Below are 14,472 nucleotides of genomic sequence, written 5' to 3'. Positions count from 1 at the left end.
AACGACGGCACTCAACGGACGAGGCTCGCAGCCTGCAGTCGTGGTGCGCCGTTCGTCGTCGGCACGCCGGCGGACGCGGCGGTCCCCGGGAGTGCGCGACGGGCGAGTTCGATCATGGGGGTGGGATAGACGCCGAGCGCGAGCAACAGCACACAGGTAATGGTGATCAGCGATTGCGCCATCGGAATGGTGGACGGCACGGGCTGACCTTCGGGACGCGGGCGCATGAACATCGCCGAGATGACGGACAGATAATACGCCGCCGAGACAACACTGCTGAGTACCACGATGACCGCGAGAATAGTCTGCGGCGTCGAGGCCTGCAATGCGGCTTGCAGGAGATACCACTTGGCGAAGAAGCCCATGCCACCGACCAGCGGCATGCCCATGAATGCGAGCAGGAACACCGCCATCGAGACCGCAAGCCACGGTCGGACCAACCACAGGCCGGCGATATCGTCGAGCGTGGGCGACCGGTCGCGCCCAGCATTGATGATGATCAGCACGCCGAAGGCACCCATCGTGGCCAACGTGTAGGACACGGCATAGAAGACCAGCGCCGTCGTGCCAGCGGTCGAGGCCACCACGATCGTGACGAGGAGGTAGCCAGCGTGCGCGACGCTGGAGTACGCGAGCAATCGCACCAGATTCTTCTGCGACAGTGCGAACACGTTGCCCGCGACCATCGTCACCACCGCGAGCCACCACATCGCGGAGTGCCAGCGTGCAGCGGCACCCGGCATCGCTTCGATCATCACCCGTGCGAAGACGGCGAAGGCCGCGGTCTTCACGCAAGCCGACATGAACGCCGTGATCGGCAACGGCGCGCCGTCATAGACGTCGGGCGTCCACAGATGAAACGGAGCGGCCGCGACTTTGAACCCAAAGCCGACGAGCAGGAGACCGATACCGACGATGAACATCGGCCCGAGGCTCTGCTGCGTTGAGACCCACTGCGCGATGTCCACCAGGCGCGTACTGCCCGTTGCCCCGTAGATCAGCGCGATGCCATACAGCAGGAATGCGGAGGACACCGATCCGAGCAAGAAATACTTCACCGCCGCCTCGGCGCCGCGAGCGCTACGACGGTTCACTCCGGCGAGCACGTAGATGGCGAGGGACATCAACTCGATGCCGAGGAACACGAACATCAGATCGCGCGCCGCGGCGAGGACCATCATGCCCGTCGCCGCCAGCAACATGAGTACGGGTACTTCCGGACTGAACGCAGCACTCCTGTGGTGCTCGGCGTCGAGCAAGATGAGCGATAGCACCGTGCCGAGCAGAATCACGAGATCGATCGCCCAGCGGAAGCCGTCGCCGGCAATGCGCTGATCGGGCGTGCCATTCACGCCATCTCCCCACGCGATCATCACGACGAGGCCGACGAGCAGACAGAGCACCACGCCGAAACGGGTCAGTGTACTGGTCTTCTCGGCCCCTTCCGCCATGGCCGCCTCGTTGCTCTGCGGATTCCAGACCGTCGCCAGCAGCAGGACCATCGCGCCGGCGGCGAGCAGAAGTTCAGGGGCCAGCGCGCGGAAGAGCGCGCCGGCCGAAAGGGTAGCGCCCATCAGCGGACCACGGAGACGTTGGGGAGCGAAGTCGCGGCATTCGGACCGAAGCGCACCGACTCGATGATGTTCTGTGAGGCGCCCTCGATACGCTGCAGCATCGGCTGCGGCGACACGCCGAGGTAGATGATCGCGATGGCGAACGCCGCCATCACCACGCGCTCGCGGCCGGTGAAGTCGGTCAGCGCTCCATTCTTGGCGGTGTCGATCCGTTCGAACAGGACGCGCTGCAGCGCTCGAAGACCGTACGCCGCCGCGAAGATCACGCCGCTGGTCGCAATCACTGCGAGTACCGGGCGCTCCGCGTACGTGCCGATCAGCACGAGGAACTCGCCGACGAATCCGTTGGTGCCGGGCAAGCCGATGGTGGACAGCATCACCAGCGTCAGCATGACGCTGAACATGGGGACGACTCGGGCGATTCCACCGAAGCCCGTCATGTCGGTGGTGCCGCGACGGTCCTCGAGCATGCCGACCAGCAGGAAGAGCGCCGTAGTGGAGATACCGCTATTGACGATGCTCAGTACAGCCCCTTGCACAGCCTGCTGCGTGAGAGCGAAGCAGCCGAGCATGATGAAGCCGAGGTGGCTGATCGAGCTGTACGACACCATGCGCTTCATGTCGCGCTGCGACATGGCGAGCAGCGCGCCATAGACAATCGCGATCACCGACAGCACCAGGATCGTTCCACGCACCGTCGGTTCCATGGCGGCGGCGGGAAAGAGCGGAATGGCAAATCGAAGGATGGCGTAGGCGCCGACTTTGATGCCGAGGGTGACGGCGGCAAAGGTCGGCGCAGCACCTTGCGCATCCGGCAACCATGTGTGGAACGGCACCAGCGCCGATTTCACCGCGAATGCGAGGAAGAACGCGCCGAACATCCACAGCTGTGCGCGCGGGGTGAGCGCGAGTCCCATGAGCTGATCGATATGGAACGACGTGCCACCGCCCAACGTCCACAGGGCCAGTATCGCCACCAGCATCAGCAGCGAGCCGACCAGCGTGAACAGCACATACCGCAGGCCGGCACGCGATTGCCCCGCCGCGCCCCAGACGCCGATGAGGAAATACGTGGGAATCAACATCAGCTCCCACGCGAGATAGAAGGCGAGGAGGTCGAGCGTAACGAACACGCCGATCAGTCCTGTGGTGAGCAACAGCGCGAGGGCGCCGAACGCCGGCGTGCGCACGCGTACGTTGTTCCACGACCCGAGCAACGCGAGCGGCAGGACGATCGCCGTCATGACGACCATGGGCAGCGAGAGTCCATCGACGCCAAGACTGATGGTGGCACCGATGTCGGTCAGCCACGGCAGGTCTACGCGCGCCTGCCATCCTGTCGTGGACGGATCGTAGGTCGCCCACAGCACGAGGCTGAGCAGCGCTTCGATGGACAGCGCAGCGAGCGTGAGTGTGCGGGCGTCCGGCCCGCCACTCGGCGCTTCAGTGCCGTCCTCGTTGCGCGACATGTCGCGCCCACCGAAGCGCACCAGTAACGCCGCCGCCATGGGCCAGAGCAGCATGGCCGGCAGCACCCACTGCGAGGCGCCGATTGAGAGAAGAAAATCGCGCATCGGTCAGCTCAGGGTGAGGGCAGCCAGAATCGCGAGCGCACCGGCGGCCAACAGCCAGGCGTATTTTCCCACGTCTCCATCCTGCAACTTGCTGCCCACGAGGGCTGCGGTTCGCGACAACATCGATCCGCCGGCGCTGAACGTGCGATCCACGCCCGTTTCCACGCCTCGCGTGAGCACCACATTGGCGAATGCGGAAATCGGTCGCACGATGATCGCGTCCACCAATCCATCCACGTGGTACGCACGCGCGAGGAGGCTGTCATCAACCGGCGAGTGCGCCTTGTCGGCGATCGGCTTTCGGTAGCGCAGTAGCGCAATCGCGATACCGACCACAGCGACCGTGGTGGCCACCGCGACCAGCAACGTCTCCGTTCGATGGTCGAGATGGCCGGTACCCGCCAGCCGGGTGGCACTGCTTCCAGTCACCGGCTCGAGCCAGCGTTCAAGAATGCCGACCGGGCCGAGCGGGATAAGAGCCGGAAGATTGAGCCAGCCGCCGATCACCGTCAGGGCACCGAGCACCAGCACCGGTGCGGTCATGATAGCGGGCGCCTCGTGCAGCATCTCCTGCTCCGCCTCTCCCGTACGGCTGTTGCCGTAGAAGGCGAGCAGTAGCATGCGCGTCATATAGACCGCTGTGAGCAGCGCCGTCAGCACACCGATGCCGTACGCGAGGTACAGCACGGTGCTGCCGGGAATGCCGAGCAACGAGGCGCTGGCGAGCGGGCTACCGTGCGCGCGCGCGAACACCGACGCGAGGATCTCGTCCTTCGAGAAGAATCCGGCCAGCGGTGGAATTCCCGCGATCGCCAGCGTGGCGAGGGTCATCGCGGCGGCAGTCGCTGGCATGTACTTGGCCAGGCCACCCATGTTGCGCAGATCCTGCGGGTCGTCATCGCGATGCGTGTGGTGATACGCGTGGTGCATGGCGTGAATCACCGAGCCGGCGCCGAGAAACAGCAGCGCCTTGAAGAATGCATGCGTGACGAGATGAAACACGCCGGCGGTGTACGCACCGCTGCCCACACCGACGAACATGTACCCCAGCTGCGATACCGTGGAGTACGCCAGCACCTTCTTGATATCCCACTGACGCAGCGCGATCGTGGCGGCGAAGAGCGCGGTGAGCGCGCCAACGGCCGTGATCACCAGCGACGCTTCCGGAGCACCGGAGAAGATCGGAGCGGCGCGCGCGACGAGATACACACCGGCGGTCACCATGGTGGCGGCGTGGATCAGCGCCGACACCGGCGTCGGACCGGCCATGGCGTCGGGAAGCCAGATGTACAGCGGCAGCTGCGCACTCTTCCCCGCGCAGCCGATGAACAGAAACAGCGCAATCGCCAGCACTACCGGGGTACCGGCCATGCCACCAAGTGCCGCGTGCGCTCCGATGAAGTCGAGCTTCTGCGTGGTGACCCAGATCAAGAACATGGCGACGAGGAATCCGAAGTCGCCAACGCGATTCACCACGAACGCCTTCTTGCCCGCTTCGGCATTCGCCTTGTCGCTGAACCAGAATCCGATCAGCAGGTACGACGCAAGACCGACACCCTCCCAGCCCACGAAGAGCACCGGGTAACTCGCGCCCAGCACCAGCACCAGCATGAAGGCCACAAACAGATTGAGATACGCGAAGTATCGCGCGTAGCTCGCATCGTCGCGCATGTAGCCGATGGAAAAGAGATGGATCAGCGAACCGACGCCGGTGATCACCAGCACCATCAGGATCGACAGCTGGTCAAGCTGGAGGCTCCAGTCGACCACCAGATTGCCGACCGGCATCCACTGCCCATAGCGCACGATGTGCAGCGCCTGCTCAGGAGCACGCTGCATGTCGAGGAACAGCGCGACGGCGATGCCGAACGCGGCCAGAATCACGCCCGGACCAATCAGGGTGACGAGCGGGTGGCGCGCGCTGGTCGCCGTGTCGCCGTCCGGCCGCCTGCCGAAGAACGCGATCGATCCGTTGGCCAGAAAGCCAAGGATCGGCAACAGGATGAGCGCGCCAAGCATGGTCGGGATCATCCGCGAAGTGTCCGGAGCGAGGACAAATCCACCGTTCCAAAATGCCGGTACACCGAGATGAGAATCGCCAGTCCCACGGCCGCTTCTGCCGCCGCGATCGTCATGACCATGACCACGAAGACGTGACCCGTCACGTTGTGCATCTTGGCGAGCGCCACGAAGCTGAGGTTCACCGCGTTGAGCATCAGCTCGGCGCACATGAACAAGATGATCGCGTTTCGGCGGGTCAGCACGCCGACCACACCGATCACGAACAGAATCGCCGACACGATAAGCGCTTCGGAGATCATAGTCGCACCCGCTTCTTGGCGAGGAGGACGGCGCCGACGACCGCCACCAGCAATACGAGACTGGTCAGTTCGAACGCCACGAGGTAATCGGTAAAGAGCGAAGCGGCGACATTCTCCACGACGTTGTCGATCTCGGGTGCCAGCGCCACGCGCGGAATCTTCTGCCGCTGAACAACCAGCAGATTTGCCAGCAACGCCAGCCCGACGGCGCCGGCCCCGAGGCGTGAGCCCAGGGACCGGATGTCGGAGATACCGCTGCGACCAAGGTTGAGCAGCATGACCACGAAAACGAACACGACCATGATGGCGCCGGCGTAGACGAGCACCTGTATCACGCCGACGAACGGCGCATCAAGCATCACGTACAGTCCAGCCAGTGCGAACATCACGTTCACCAGCCACAGCGCGGCCGGCACCGGATTCTTGCGCGTGACGAACAGCAACGCCGACGCGATCGCGAGCAGCGAAAACAGGTAAAACTGAAATTCGTAGAAACCGTTCATTCGCCCTTCGGATCGGCGGGGTCCCAGAGCTCGCTCACCGGATGGGTCTGCGCCATCAGGCGCTCGAGGTCGTACACGAACGACGCGCGATCGAACTCCGCGTTCTCGTAGTGACGACCCAGATGGATCGCCTCTTCGGGGCACACTTCCTGGCAGAATCCACAGAAGATGCAGCGGAACTCATCGATCTCGAACACGAGCGGATATCGATTGCCCTGCTCATCCTCACCGGGCGTGAGCTTGATGCAGTTGGCCGGACAGACCGTGGGGCACAGGCCACAGGCGACGCATTTCGCCTTGCCGTCTTCCGTGGTGAGCATGCGATGCGTGCCGCGCCAGCGCGGCGACAGATCCCACTTCGTCTCGGGGTACTGCATCGTGACCTTGTGGGGATCCACAAGGTGCTTGAGCGTGGTGGCCATGCCTTTCAGCGTCGCCCGCACGTAACTCACGCGCTCAAGAGGCCGATTCATGACCTTCACACCAATGGCCATCAGTCGCCTCCTTCAGCGATCAACGTGGTTGCAACGGGCAGCGCCGTCAGCGACGCCGACAACGCGGGCGCGCTCACCGGCGCTCGCTGCGAAGCGAGCTGGCGACGCGACAGATCGAGCCCACGCGCGCGCAATCGCTCGAGATCGGTCGGACCAACGCGCGCGCTCGACGGACTGATCAACTTGCCCTTATCGAGCCAGGCGAGCAGTACGGCGATGATCACGATGTTCATGCCGAGCAGCGCCAGCGAGAACATCGGTCCGCGAGCGACGCCGAGCATATCGAGGCCCAACGTGGCGGCCGCGATCACCACGATGTAACCCAGGGCGATCGGCAGCATCACACTCCAGCCGAGCGACATGAGCTGATCGTAGCGGAAGCGCGGGACCGTCCAGCGCACCCACATGAAGACGAACAGGAAGAAACCGGTCTTAATCGCGAACATCGACATGGTAGCCAGCGTCTTCAGCGCGCTGTAGGCGCCGACATTGTCCCACTGGGTAAACGGGATGTCCCAGCCACCGAAGAACAACGTGGCTGTGAGACCGCTCACGGTCGCCATGTTCGCATACTCGGCGATGAAGAACATCGAAAACTTCATGCCGCTGTACTCGGTATGGTATCCGGCCACCAACTCGGACTCCGCTTCCGGCAAGTCGAACGGCAAGCGGTTCGTCTCGGCGAACGCCGCCACCAGAAACGTGAACCACGCCACGGTGAGTGACAGCACGTTCCAGCCCATGTGCGACTGCTGCTGCACGATGGTGGTGAGCGACACGTTGCCGGCGAGCAGGATGACCGGGATCGTCGACATGCCCATCGCGATTTCGTACGAAATCATCTGCGCGCTCGAGCGCAGTCCGCCTAGCAGCGCGTACTTGTTGTTCGACGACCAGCCGGCGAGCACGATGCCGTACACGCCAAGCGACGAGATGGCGAGCGTGAAAAGAAATCCGACGGGCAGCGGAGCGACGGCCATATCGATGAGCCCCCACGGCGTCGGCAGCGAGGAGGCGATCGGCAGCACCGCCCATGTGAGCATCGCAGGAATGAAGGCCAGCGCGGGCGCAATGAGAAAGAGCCAGCGATCGGCAGCGGCCGGGTTCGTTTCTTCCTTCATGAAATTCTTGATGCCGTCAGCGACGGGCTGCAGGATGCCGCCTGGCCCTGCCCGGTTCGGACCACGCCGATCCTGAAACCACGCCGCGAGCTTACGCTCAGCGAGCGTCAACAGCGCTACGCCAAGCATGTACAGTCCGAACACCACGACGATCTTGATGGCGCTGGCGAGTACATACGTGCCGATCGCCTTCGGCTGCTGCTGCGGATCGGCCGTCGGAAACCAGCTCACGACATCGAGCAACGGCACGAGCGAAGGACTGATCACGCCGTCACCTCGGCGGTGTCGGCCGGCGTGCCCGACTCGACCAGGGGGAGTCCGCGAAGTCCGAGGGCCTCATAGTCCAATCCGGCGAATGACGCATGTGTGGCAGCAAGGGCCGCGAACACCTCGGCCGGCATAAAGAAGCGTCCGTCGCCACCGACCGCGGCAAGCAGGTCAGCGAGCACGTACCACGTGGGACGCGCCACACCGGGTGCGGCCTTGGCCTGCAGGAAGCGCTGGACGCGTCCCCGCAGGTTCGTCAGCGTGCCCTCTTCTTCCACGATGTTCGTTATGGGCAACACGACCACCGCGCGCGCTTCGAGCGACGCCGGCAGTGCCGTGCCCACGTACACGATCGACGATGCCCGGTCGAGGTCTGCCGAGCCGATCCCGTCGAGTTGATCACCGACGATCAGCAATGCGTCACCGTCGCCCAGCGACGATCCCACGGCCTCGGTTTCGGTGAACCCGAGCAGGCGAGCCGCGGTGGCGTTCGCCGCACGCTCGTTCCGCAGCGCGAGATCCGGCGCTCCAGGGAGCGGCGCTTCGACGCCACGCTCAAGGCGAAACACCCCGGCACCATCGACGGCGACGAGCATGCGCTCCAACAGGAACAACGCTTCGTTCGAAAGATTGGGTGACGCGAGCACAACGAGTCGACGTCCCGATAGCGCGCGCGCCGCACTGGCGATCGCGTCGTCCCACTCGGCGATCGCCAGCGCGTTCCCGCGACGTACGAGCGGCTGATCGGCGCGATCCCGTCGATTGAACTCGCGATACCCCTGACGGCCAACTTCGCACATGTAATACTGGTTGACCTGATCATTGGCGCGCGGCTTGAGGCGCACCACCACGTTGTCGCGCGTCTCCGCGACGGCGTTGCACCCCTGACTACAGCCCGTGCAGACGGTGGGTGCGCGATCAAGCTCCCACGCCCGCGCGCGATTCAGGAAGTCCTTCGAGAGCAGCGCCCCGACGGGGCAGAGATCGACAACGTTGCCGGCCCACGGATTCGTGAGATCATGCCCTTCAGCCTTGCCGATGAACGCGCGATCGCCACGCTCGGAGACGTTCAGCACCGGCTCCTGCGCCACATCCGACATGAAGCGGACGCAGCGCGTGCACAGAATGCAGCGATTCTGCACGTATAACACATCGCCGCCGAAATCCTCGACCGGGTTGAAACGCTTCGGCTCACGGTAGCGGGAGTCGGCGCGTCCTTCGGCAAACGTGTAGTCCTGCAATTCGCATTCGCCGGCCTGGTCGCAGATCGGACAGTCGAGCGGATGATTGATGAGCAGGAACTCGAGCACTCCCTTGCGGGCCTCGAGCGCCTTCGGGGAGTGCACGTGCACGACCTGCCCTTCCCCGACCGACGTGGCGCACGCCGGCGCCAGCTTCGGAAACTTTTCGACTTCGACGAGGCACATGCGACACACGCCAGCCACCGGGAGTCCCGGATGGTAGCAATAGTGCGGAATGAGCACGCCGGCGGTCTTGGCCGCTTCAAGAATCGACATGCCGTCCGGCACGGTGACCGGGCGGCCCTCGATCGTGAGCGACACCATCTTCACATCAGCCATCAGTTCCTCACGCGGCGGAGGCGCGGAACGCCCCCGGTACGGTGACCACCGACTTGTTCGCGGCGATCTTCGCCTCGAATTCGTGTCGGAACTTCTTGAGACCGGACATCACGGGCGTCGCGCAGGAATCGCTCAACACACAGATCGTCTTGCCGCTCATGCCGTCAGAAATGGCGACCAGCGTATCGAGATCCTCGGCCGTGCCTTGCCCGTCGCGGATGCGCTCCATGATGCGCGTGATCCACGCCGTTCCCTCGCGGCACTGCGTGCACTGGGCGCAGCTCTCGTGCGCGTAGAACCGGGTGAGGCGCGCGATCTGGCGCACCATGTCCTGTCGATCGTCGAAGACGATCACGCCGCCGGAGCCCAGCATGGTCCCAGCCGCGACCATTCCTTCATAGTCCATAACCGCGCCTTCCGCCTCCTCACGCGTGAGGATCGGCACCGACGAACCGCCGGGAATCACGGCCTTGATCTCACGACCTTCGAGCGGGCCACCGCAGAGATCGTATAGAAAATCCTTGAACGGAAACCCGAGCGCTACTTCGTAGTTGCCCGGACGGCTGATGTTGCCGCACACCGAGAACAGCTTGGTGCCGATGCTCTTGGGATTGTCCGGACGTCCAAACTGCTTGTACCACTCGGCGCCGTTCTTGATGATGTACGGGACCGTGGCGAGCGTCTCGACGTTGTTGATCGTCGTCGGCTTGCCAAAGAGTCCGGCCACCGCGGGGAATGGCGGCTTGATCCGCGGATTGCCGCGCCGCCCCTCCAGCGAGTTCATGAGCGCCGTTTCCTCGCCGCAGATGTACGCGCCGGCACCACGATGCACGTGCACATCGACGTGCTTGCCAGAGCCCATCGCATTCGGACCGAGTATACCGGCCGCATATGCCTCTTCGACGGCCGCGCACACGCGTGCGTACGGCTCGGTGAATTCACCGCGGATGTAGATGTATGCGGTCTGCGCGTAGATCGTATGCGCGGCAAGCGCGACGCCCTCCACGAGCCCGTGCGGGGTCCAGCGCATGATCTCGCGATCCTTGAACGTGCCCGGCTCCGATTCGTCCGCGTTGCAGCAGAGGTAGTGCGTCTTGCCGTCGGGCTTCATGAACGACCACTTCATGCCCGTGGGGAAACCGGCACCGCCACGGCCACGCAGCCCGGAGTCTTTCACGACGGTCTGCAATTCCTGCGGATCGGTATTCAGCGCCTTTTCGAGCGCCTCGTATCCCCCGCGCGCGCGCCAGCCCGAAAGGGTGCGTGCCTCGGGATCACCGAAGTACTTCGACAGGATTGGCGTCTCACGCGGATGCGACGGATGCGGGTACCCCATTACTTCAGCTCCGACAGAATCCGCGGCACCGACTCCGGCGTCACCGATTCCACAAAATCGTTGTTGATCATGATCGGCGTGGCGAAACCGCAGGCGCCAAGGCACTCGACCTCGATCACGGTGAAGCGGCCATCGGAGCTGGTGAGTCCGAGGTCTCCGCATCCCGTGTGTTCGAGCAGCGACTTCACCACGTCTTCGGCGCCGCACACGTTGCACGGCGTCGTGGTGCACACCTGAATGAAGTGGCGTCCAACCGGATGCTGGTGGTACATCGTATAGAAGCTGACGACCCCCTTCACGTACGCCGGCGTGATGTCGAGCGCAGCGGCGACTTCTTCGATACCACCCTCGCTCACCCAGCCACGGGCGTCCTGTAGCATCCACAAAGCCGGCAGCAACGCGGCCTGTTTGGTGGGATAGCGCGACAGGATACGATCGAGTTCGACGCGCGTGTCTCCGACGAAAACCGGCATATGCGGCTCGTCGTGGTGCGTGCCATGCGGCGGGGCCGCGACAAGCGCGCCGCCGCTGGCTGAAGGGCCATGACTCACCGGTCGATCTCTCCCATCACGATGTCGATGCTGGCGTTGATCGCAATCACGTCCGACAGCAAATGGCCTTCCACCATCTTCGGAATCGCCGACAGATTCACGAACGAGGGCGGACGGATTCGCCAACGCACAGGCTTCGACGTGCCGTCGCTGACCATGTAGTAGCCCTTCTCGCCTTTCGGACTTTCCACCGGTACGTAGCATTCGCCGGCCGGCGGACGCGGGCCTTCCATCACGAGCTTGAAGTGATGGATCATCGACTCCATCTCGCTCGTCGCCTTATGCTTGGGCGGTAGGATGAGACGCGGATCGTTGATGTTCACCGGGCCATCAGGCAAACGCTGGAGCGCCTGCTCGAGAATGCGCACACTCTGACGCATCTCTTCCACGCGCACGAGGAAGCGATCGTACACGTCGCCCGCGGTGCCCACGACCACGTCGAAGTCGTACGTCTCGTAGTCGAGATACGGGAAGTCCTTGCGCACATCGTACGCGACACCCGAGGCGCGAAGCATTGGGCCGGAGAGCCCGGCGTTCACCGCCTCCTGCGCGCTCATCGCCCCCAGTCCAACGGTGCGTCCAGCCCAGATCGCATTGGTCTCGAGCATGCGCACCGATTCCTCCAGCGTCTTCGGGAAGCCGCGGAGAAATGCCCGCAGTCCGTCGAGCCAGCCGTCGGGAATGTCGGCCGCCATGCCACCAACGCGCGTCGCGGTGGTGGTCAGGCGGGCACCGACCCACCCCTCGAGCAGGTTGTACACGTTCTCGCGTTCCTGGTACAACCACAGGAACGGTGTGAACGCGCCGAGGTCGACGGACGTCGTGCCCAGCCACACCAAATGCGAAATGATACGCGACAGCTCCATGAGGATGACGCGCAGCACTTTGCAGCGATCGGTCATCCCCACGCCGAACAGTCGCTCGGCGCCAAGGACAAACGCGACGTTGTTGCCCGGCGAGTTGAGATAGTCCTCGCGGTCCGTCCACGGGATGATCTGGTTGTACTGGCGGTACTCACCGATCTTCTCGAATCCGCAGTGCAGATAGCCGATGTGCGGAATGCAACGCACCACAGTTTCGCCATCGAGTTCGAGCACGAGGCGCAACACACCGTGTGTGGCGGGATGCTGCGGGCCGATGTTGATCAGCATGTGGTCGGAGTCCATCTCGGGCTCCGGAACCATCACCGGTGTCTCGAGCGCGACCGCCCTGCCACCTTGTGCGACCAGCGGCGCGCGCAACGGCATCCCGTTCGCATCGAGTCCGCTGGTGCCGAGTGCGACCTCAATCGTACGGCGTGAACTCATTCGCCCACCTCGTCATTGAGGTCGGTGACGTGGTTGACATCGTGCCGTTCCGCGCGCTCAGCGAGTCGGCGCTTCATGTCTTCCGGTAACGAATCGAAGGCATCGGCGATGGAAAGCTCTTCCATGGAATAGCGCGCTTCCGGATCGGCGGCGAGCGCCTGCTTGAGCTGTTCGGCGCGACTGAACCGGCCCCGCAACGGAAAGTCTTTGCGGAGCGGATGGCCTTCCTTGTACGTCTCCCACATCAGGAGACGCCGCAGATCCGGATGACCATCGAAGCGAATGCCGAACATGTCAAAGCACTCGCGCTCGAGCCAATCCGCTCCGCTGTAGATGTCCATGATCGACGCGACGGACAACGTCGCGCGCTTCACGAGTTCGACCTTGAGCCGCAGAAATCGACGATGGGCGAGCGCACGCAGATGCCACACCACCTCCATCGGACGATCGGCGTCGCGATACTCGACCGCCGTCACGTCGACCAGATAGTCGTAGCGTTCGCTCGGCTCGTCGTGCAGCCAGCGCACGATGTCATGCAGCGCCTCGTTCGTGACGAACACCGTGGTCTCGCCCCACGTGACCTCGGTGCGCACGACGGCGGCGCCGAACCGCGTGACGAGCGCCGCGGCGGTCGGATTCACCGGACCTCCACGATGCGCAATATTCGTGGGCGTGATCGGTGCGCCGTTGGCGTCGGACGCAATCGCGGCCTGCAGCGCCACGGAGGGCGTGCTGGGCTCGACCGCCGGAACGATCGGCGCGGTCACGGCGCCGACCGGGTCTGATGCACCGAGTTGCCGAACGGCTCCGAGAGTTCATCGATGCGCGACGGCGGAATGTAGAGCTGGCTCTCGGTGTCGGGGACGATCTCCACGTGACGCGTGGTGTCCTTCATGCGATCCTGCATCACCTTCTTCTGCAGCATCATGATGCCGTAAATGAGCGCTTCCGGACGCGGCGGACAGCCCGGCACATACACGTCGACCGGAATGATCGTGTCGATGCCCTGCACCACGGCGTAGTTGTCGAACATGCCGCCCGTGGATGCGCACGCGCCCATGGAGATGACCCACTTCGGCTGCGGCATCTGCTGGTAGATACGACGAATCACCGGCGCGAGCTTGAGTGGCACGCGACCGGCACACAGCAGCACGTCGGCCTGTCGCGGCGAGTAGCTGAGTCGCTCCATGCCGAAGCGCGCGAGGTCGAAGCGGCTCGCGGCGGTCGCCATGAACTCGATGGCGCAGCAGGCCGTACCGAAAGGCATAGGCCAGAGCGAGCCAGCACGTGCCCAGTTCACCAGGAAATCGAGACGGGTTGTGATCCAGCCATCCTGCGCGCCGGGATCGACCTGTACGAGGCGGTTATCCGCGGGCGAGATCAATCCCACGTGAGCGCTCCCTTCTTCCAGACATAGACGAAGCCGACGACGAGAATGGCCGCGAACACGAGCATCTCCCCAAGGCCGAAGAACGATAGCTGCCCGACCGGACATGCCCCGGCAACCATCGGGACGTGGCAAGAGAGCTGCCGGTAATAGACGCCCCATGGGATCATGAACACCGTCTCGATATCGAAGACGATGAAGAGCATGGCGACGAGATAGAACTTCACCGAAACGCGTTCACGCGCATCACCGAGCGGGCTCATACCGGATTCGTACGGCTGCGACTTCACCATCGTGGGTTGCGGCCGCACCGTGAGATGCGCGATGCCGAGAATCAGCACCGCGTTGATGATCACGAAGCCCAACAGAAGCAGAACCGGGAGATAGTTTCGTAGCATCGCAGGTGCGAACGGATGGCCGCGCCAAGGCGCGTCCTTTGCTCGTGAAAGAATTCACA

13 protein-coding genes and 1 pseudogene are annotated in these 14,472 nt (G+C 63.8%); all 14 read right to left on the bottom strand.

What is annotated here, in order from left to right; genetic code table 11:
• Positions 1–11 precede the first annotated feature (11 nt).
• Entirely contained in the window at positions 12–1,574 is a 1,563-nt protein-coding gene (locus tag HKW67_RS05800; RefSeq protein ID WP_171224483.1) for an NADH-quinone oxidoreductase subunit N, read from the bottom strand.
• Positions 1,574–3,148 (bottom strand): complex I subunit 4 family protein, encoded by a 1,575-nt coding sequence (locus tag HKW67_RS05795; protein ID WP_171224482.1) that lies wholly within the window; start codon positions 3,146–3,148, stop codon positions 1,574–1,576. The genes HKW67_RS05800 and HKW67_RS05795 overlap by 1 nt, the downstream gene beginning before the upstream one ends.
• A 3-nt stretch (positions 3,149–3,151) precedes the next feature.
• Complete coding sequence (gene nuoL, locus HKW67_RS05790) at positions 3,152–5,179, bottom strand: NADH-quinone oxidoreductase subunit L (protein WP_171224481.1); 2,028 nt, start codon at positions 5,177–5,179, stop codon at positions 3,152–3,154.
• Positions 5,176–5,469, bottom strand: a complete 294-nt coding sequence (gene nuoK / locus HKW67_RS05785; protein WP_171224480.1) for an NADH-quinone oxidoreductase subunit NuoK — start codon at positions 5,467–5,469, stop codon at positions 5,176–5,178. Before nuoK ends, nuoL begins: the two co-directional genes overlap by 4 nt.
• Positions 5,466–5,972: an NADH-quinone oxidoreductase subunit J gene (locus HKW67_RS05780; RefSeq protein ID WP_171224479.1), complete on the bottom strand. Its 507-nt coding sequence runs from the start codon at positions 5,970–5,972 to the stop codon at positions 5,466–5,468. The genes nuoK and HKW67_RS05780 overlap by 4 nt, the downstream gene beginning before the upstream one ends.
• Positions 5,969–6,466 carry a NuoI/complex I 23 kDa subunit family protein gene (locus tag HKW67_RS05775; protein WP_230981130.1) on the bottom strand — a complete coding sequence of 166 codons (498 nt, stop codon included), beginning with the start codon at positions 6,464–6,466 and terminating at the stop codon, positions 5,969–5,971. Before HKW67_RS05775 ends, HKW67_RS05780 begins: the two co-directional genes overlap by 4 nt.
• Positions 6,467–6,765: 299 nt before the next feature.
• A pseudogene (gene nuoH / locus HKW67_RS05770) lies at positions 6,766–7,773 on the bottom strand (NADH-quinone oxidoreductase subunit NuoH); the annotation flags it as partial.
• Positions 7,774–7,850: 77 nt separating this feature from the next.
• The gene (locus HKW67_RS05765; RefSeq protein ID WP_171224478.1) at positions 7,851–9,434 is read right to left on the bottom strand and encodes an NADH-quinone oxidoreductase subunit G; all 1,584 of its coding nucleotides are present in this window, start codon (positions 9,432–9,434) and stop codon (positions 7,851–7,853) included.
• A 7-nt stretch (positions 9,435–9,441) separates the two neighbouring features.
• A complete protein-coding gene (gene nuoF / locus HKW67_RS05760; RefSeq protein WP_171224477.1) occupies positions 9,442–10,770 on the bottom strand; it encodes an NADH-quinone oxidoreductase subunit NuoF in 1,329 nt (442 codons plus the stop codon).
• Positions 10,770–11,321, bottom strand: coding sequence for an NADH-quinone oxidoreductase subunit NuoE family protein (locus tag HKW67_RS05755; RefSeq protein ID WP_171224476.1), 552 nt, complete (start codon positions 11,319–11,321; stop codon positions 10,770–10,772). The genes nuoF and HKW67_RS05755 overlap by 1 nt, the downstream gene beginning before the upstream one ends.
• On the bottom strand, positions 11,318–12,505 hold the full coding sequence (gene nuoD, locus HKW67_RS05750) for an NADH dehydrogenase (quinone) subunit D (RefSeq protein WP_206044706.1): 1,188 nt from the start codon (positions 12,503–12,505) through the stop codon (positions 11,318–11,320). The genes HKW67_RS05755 and nuoD overlap by 4 nt, the downstream gene beginning before the upstream one ends.
• Before the next feature lie 119 nt (positions 12,506–12,624).
• On the bottom strand, positions 12,625–13,395 hold the full coding sequence (locus HKW67_RS05745) for an NADH-quinone oxidoreductase subunit C (RefSeq protein ID WP_206044618.1): 771 nt from the start codon (positions 13,393–13,395) through the stop codon (positions 12,625–12,627).
• Positions 13,392–14,018, bottom strand: a complete 627-nt coding sequence (locus HKW67_RS05740) for an NADH-quinone oxidoreductase subunit B (protein WP_330998925.1) — start codon at positions 14,016–14,018, stop codon at positions 13,392–13,394. The genes HKW67_RS05745 and HKW67_RS05740 overlap by 4 nt, the downstream gene beginning before the upstream one ends.
• Positions 14,009–14,413: an NADH-quinone oxidoreductase subunit A gene (locus tag HKW67_RS05735; protein ID WP_171224475.1), complete on the bottom strand. Its 405-nt coding sequence runs from the start codon at positions 14,411–14,413 to the stop codon at positions 14,009–14,011. Before HKW67_RS05735 ends, HKW67_RS05740 begins: the two co-directional genes overlap by 10 nt.
• Positions 14,414–14,472 lie beyond the last annotated feature (59 nt).

The organism is Gemmatimonas groenlandica (assembly GCF_013004105.1).
GTDB classification, from domain to species: Bacteria; Gemmatimonadota; Gemmatimonadetes; order Gemmatimonadales; family Gemmatimonadaceae; genus Gemmatimonas; species Gemmatimonas groenlandica.
The sequence above is the reverse complement of the archived record's forward strand: the minus strand, read 5'-3'. Positions and strand labels throughout refer to the sequence as shown.

Bases quoted from the DNA above. Each gene is read 5' to 3' on its own strand.
- HKW67_RS05780 (WP_171224479.1), bottom strand. From the start codon at position 5,972: ATGAACGGTTTCTACGAATTTCAGTTTTACCTGTTTTCGCTGCTCGCG.
- HKW67_RS05800 (WP_171224483.1), bottom strand. From the start codon at position 1,574: ATGGGCGCTACCCTTTCGGCCGGCGCGCTCTTCCGCGCGCTGGCCCCT.
- HKW67_RS05735 (WP_171224475.1), bottom strand. From the start codon at position 14,413: ATGCTACGAAACTATCTCCCGGTTCTGCTTCTGTTGGGCTTCGTGATC.
- nuoK (WP_171224480.1), bottom strand. From the start codon at position 5,469: ATGATCTCCGAAGCGCTTATCGTGTCGGCGATTCTGTTCGTGATCGGT.
- nuoF (WP_171224477.1), bottom strand. From the start codon at position 10,770: ATGGGGTACCCGCATCCGTCGCATCCGCGTGAGACGCCAATCCTGTCG.
- nuoD (WP_206044706.1), bottom strand. From the start codon at position 12,505: ATGGTTCCGGAGCCCGAGATGGACTCCGACCACATGCTGATCAACATC.
- nuoL (WP_171224481.1), bottom strand. From the start codon at position 5,179: ATGATCCCGACCATGCTTGGCGCGCTCATCCTGTTGCCGATCCTTGGC.
- HKW67_RS05795 (WP_171224482.1), bottom strand. From the start codon at position 3,148: ATGCGCGATTTTCTTCTCTCAATCGGCGCCTCGCAGTGGGTGCTGCCG.
- HKW67_RS05775 (WP_230981130.1), bottom strand. From the start codon at position 6,466: ATGGCCATTGGTGTGAAGGTCATGAATCGGCCTCTTGAGCGCGTGAGT.
- HKW67_RS05765 (WP_171224478.1), bottom strand. From the start codon at position 9,434: ATGGCTGATGTGAAGATGGTGTCGCTCACGATCGAGGGCCGCCCGGTC.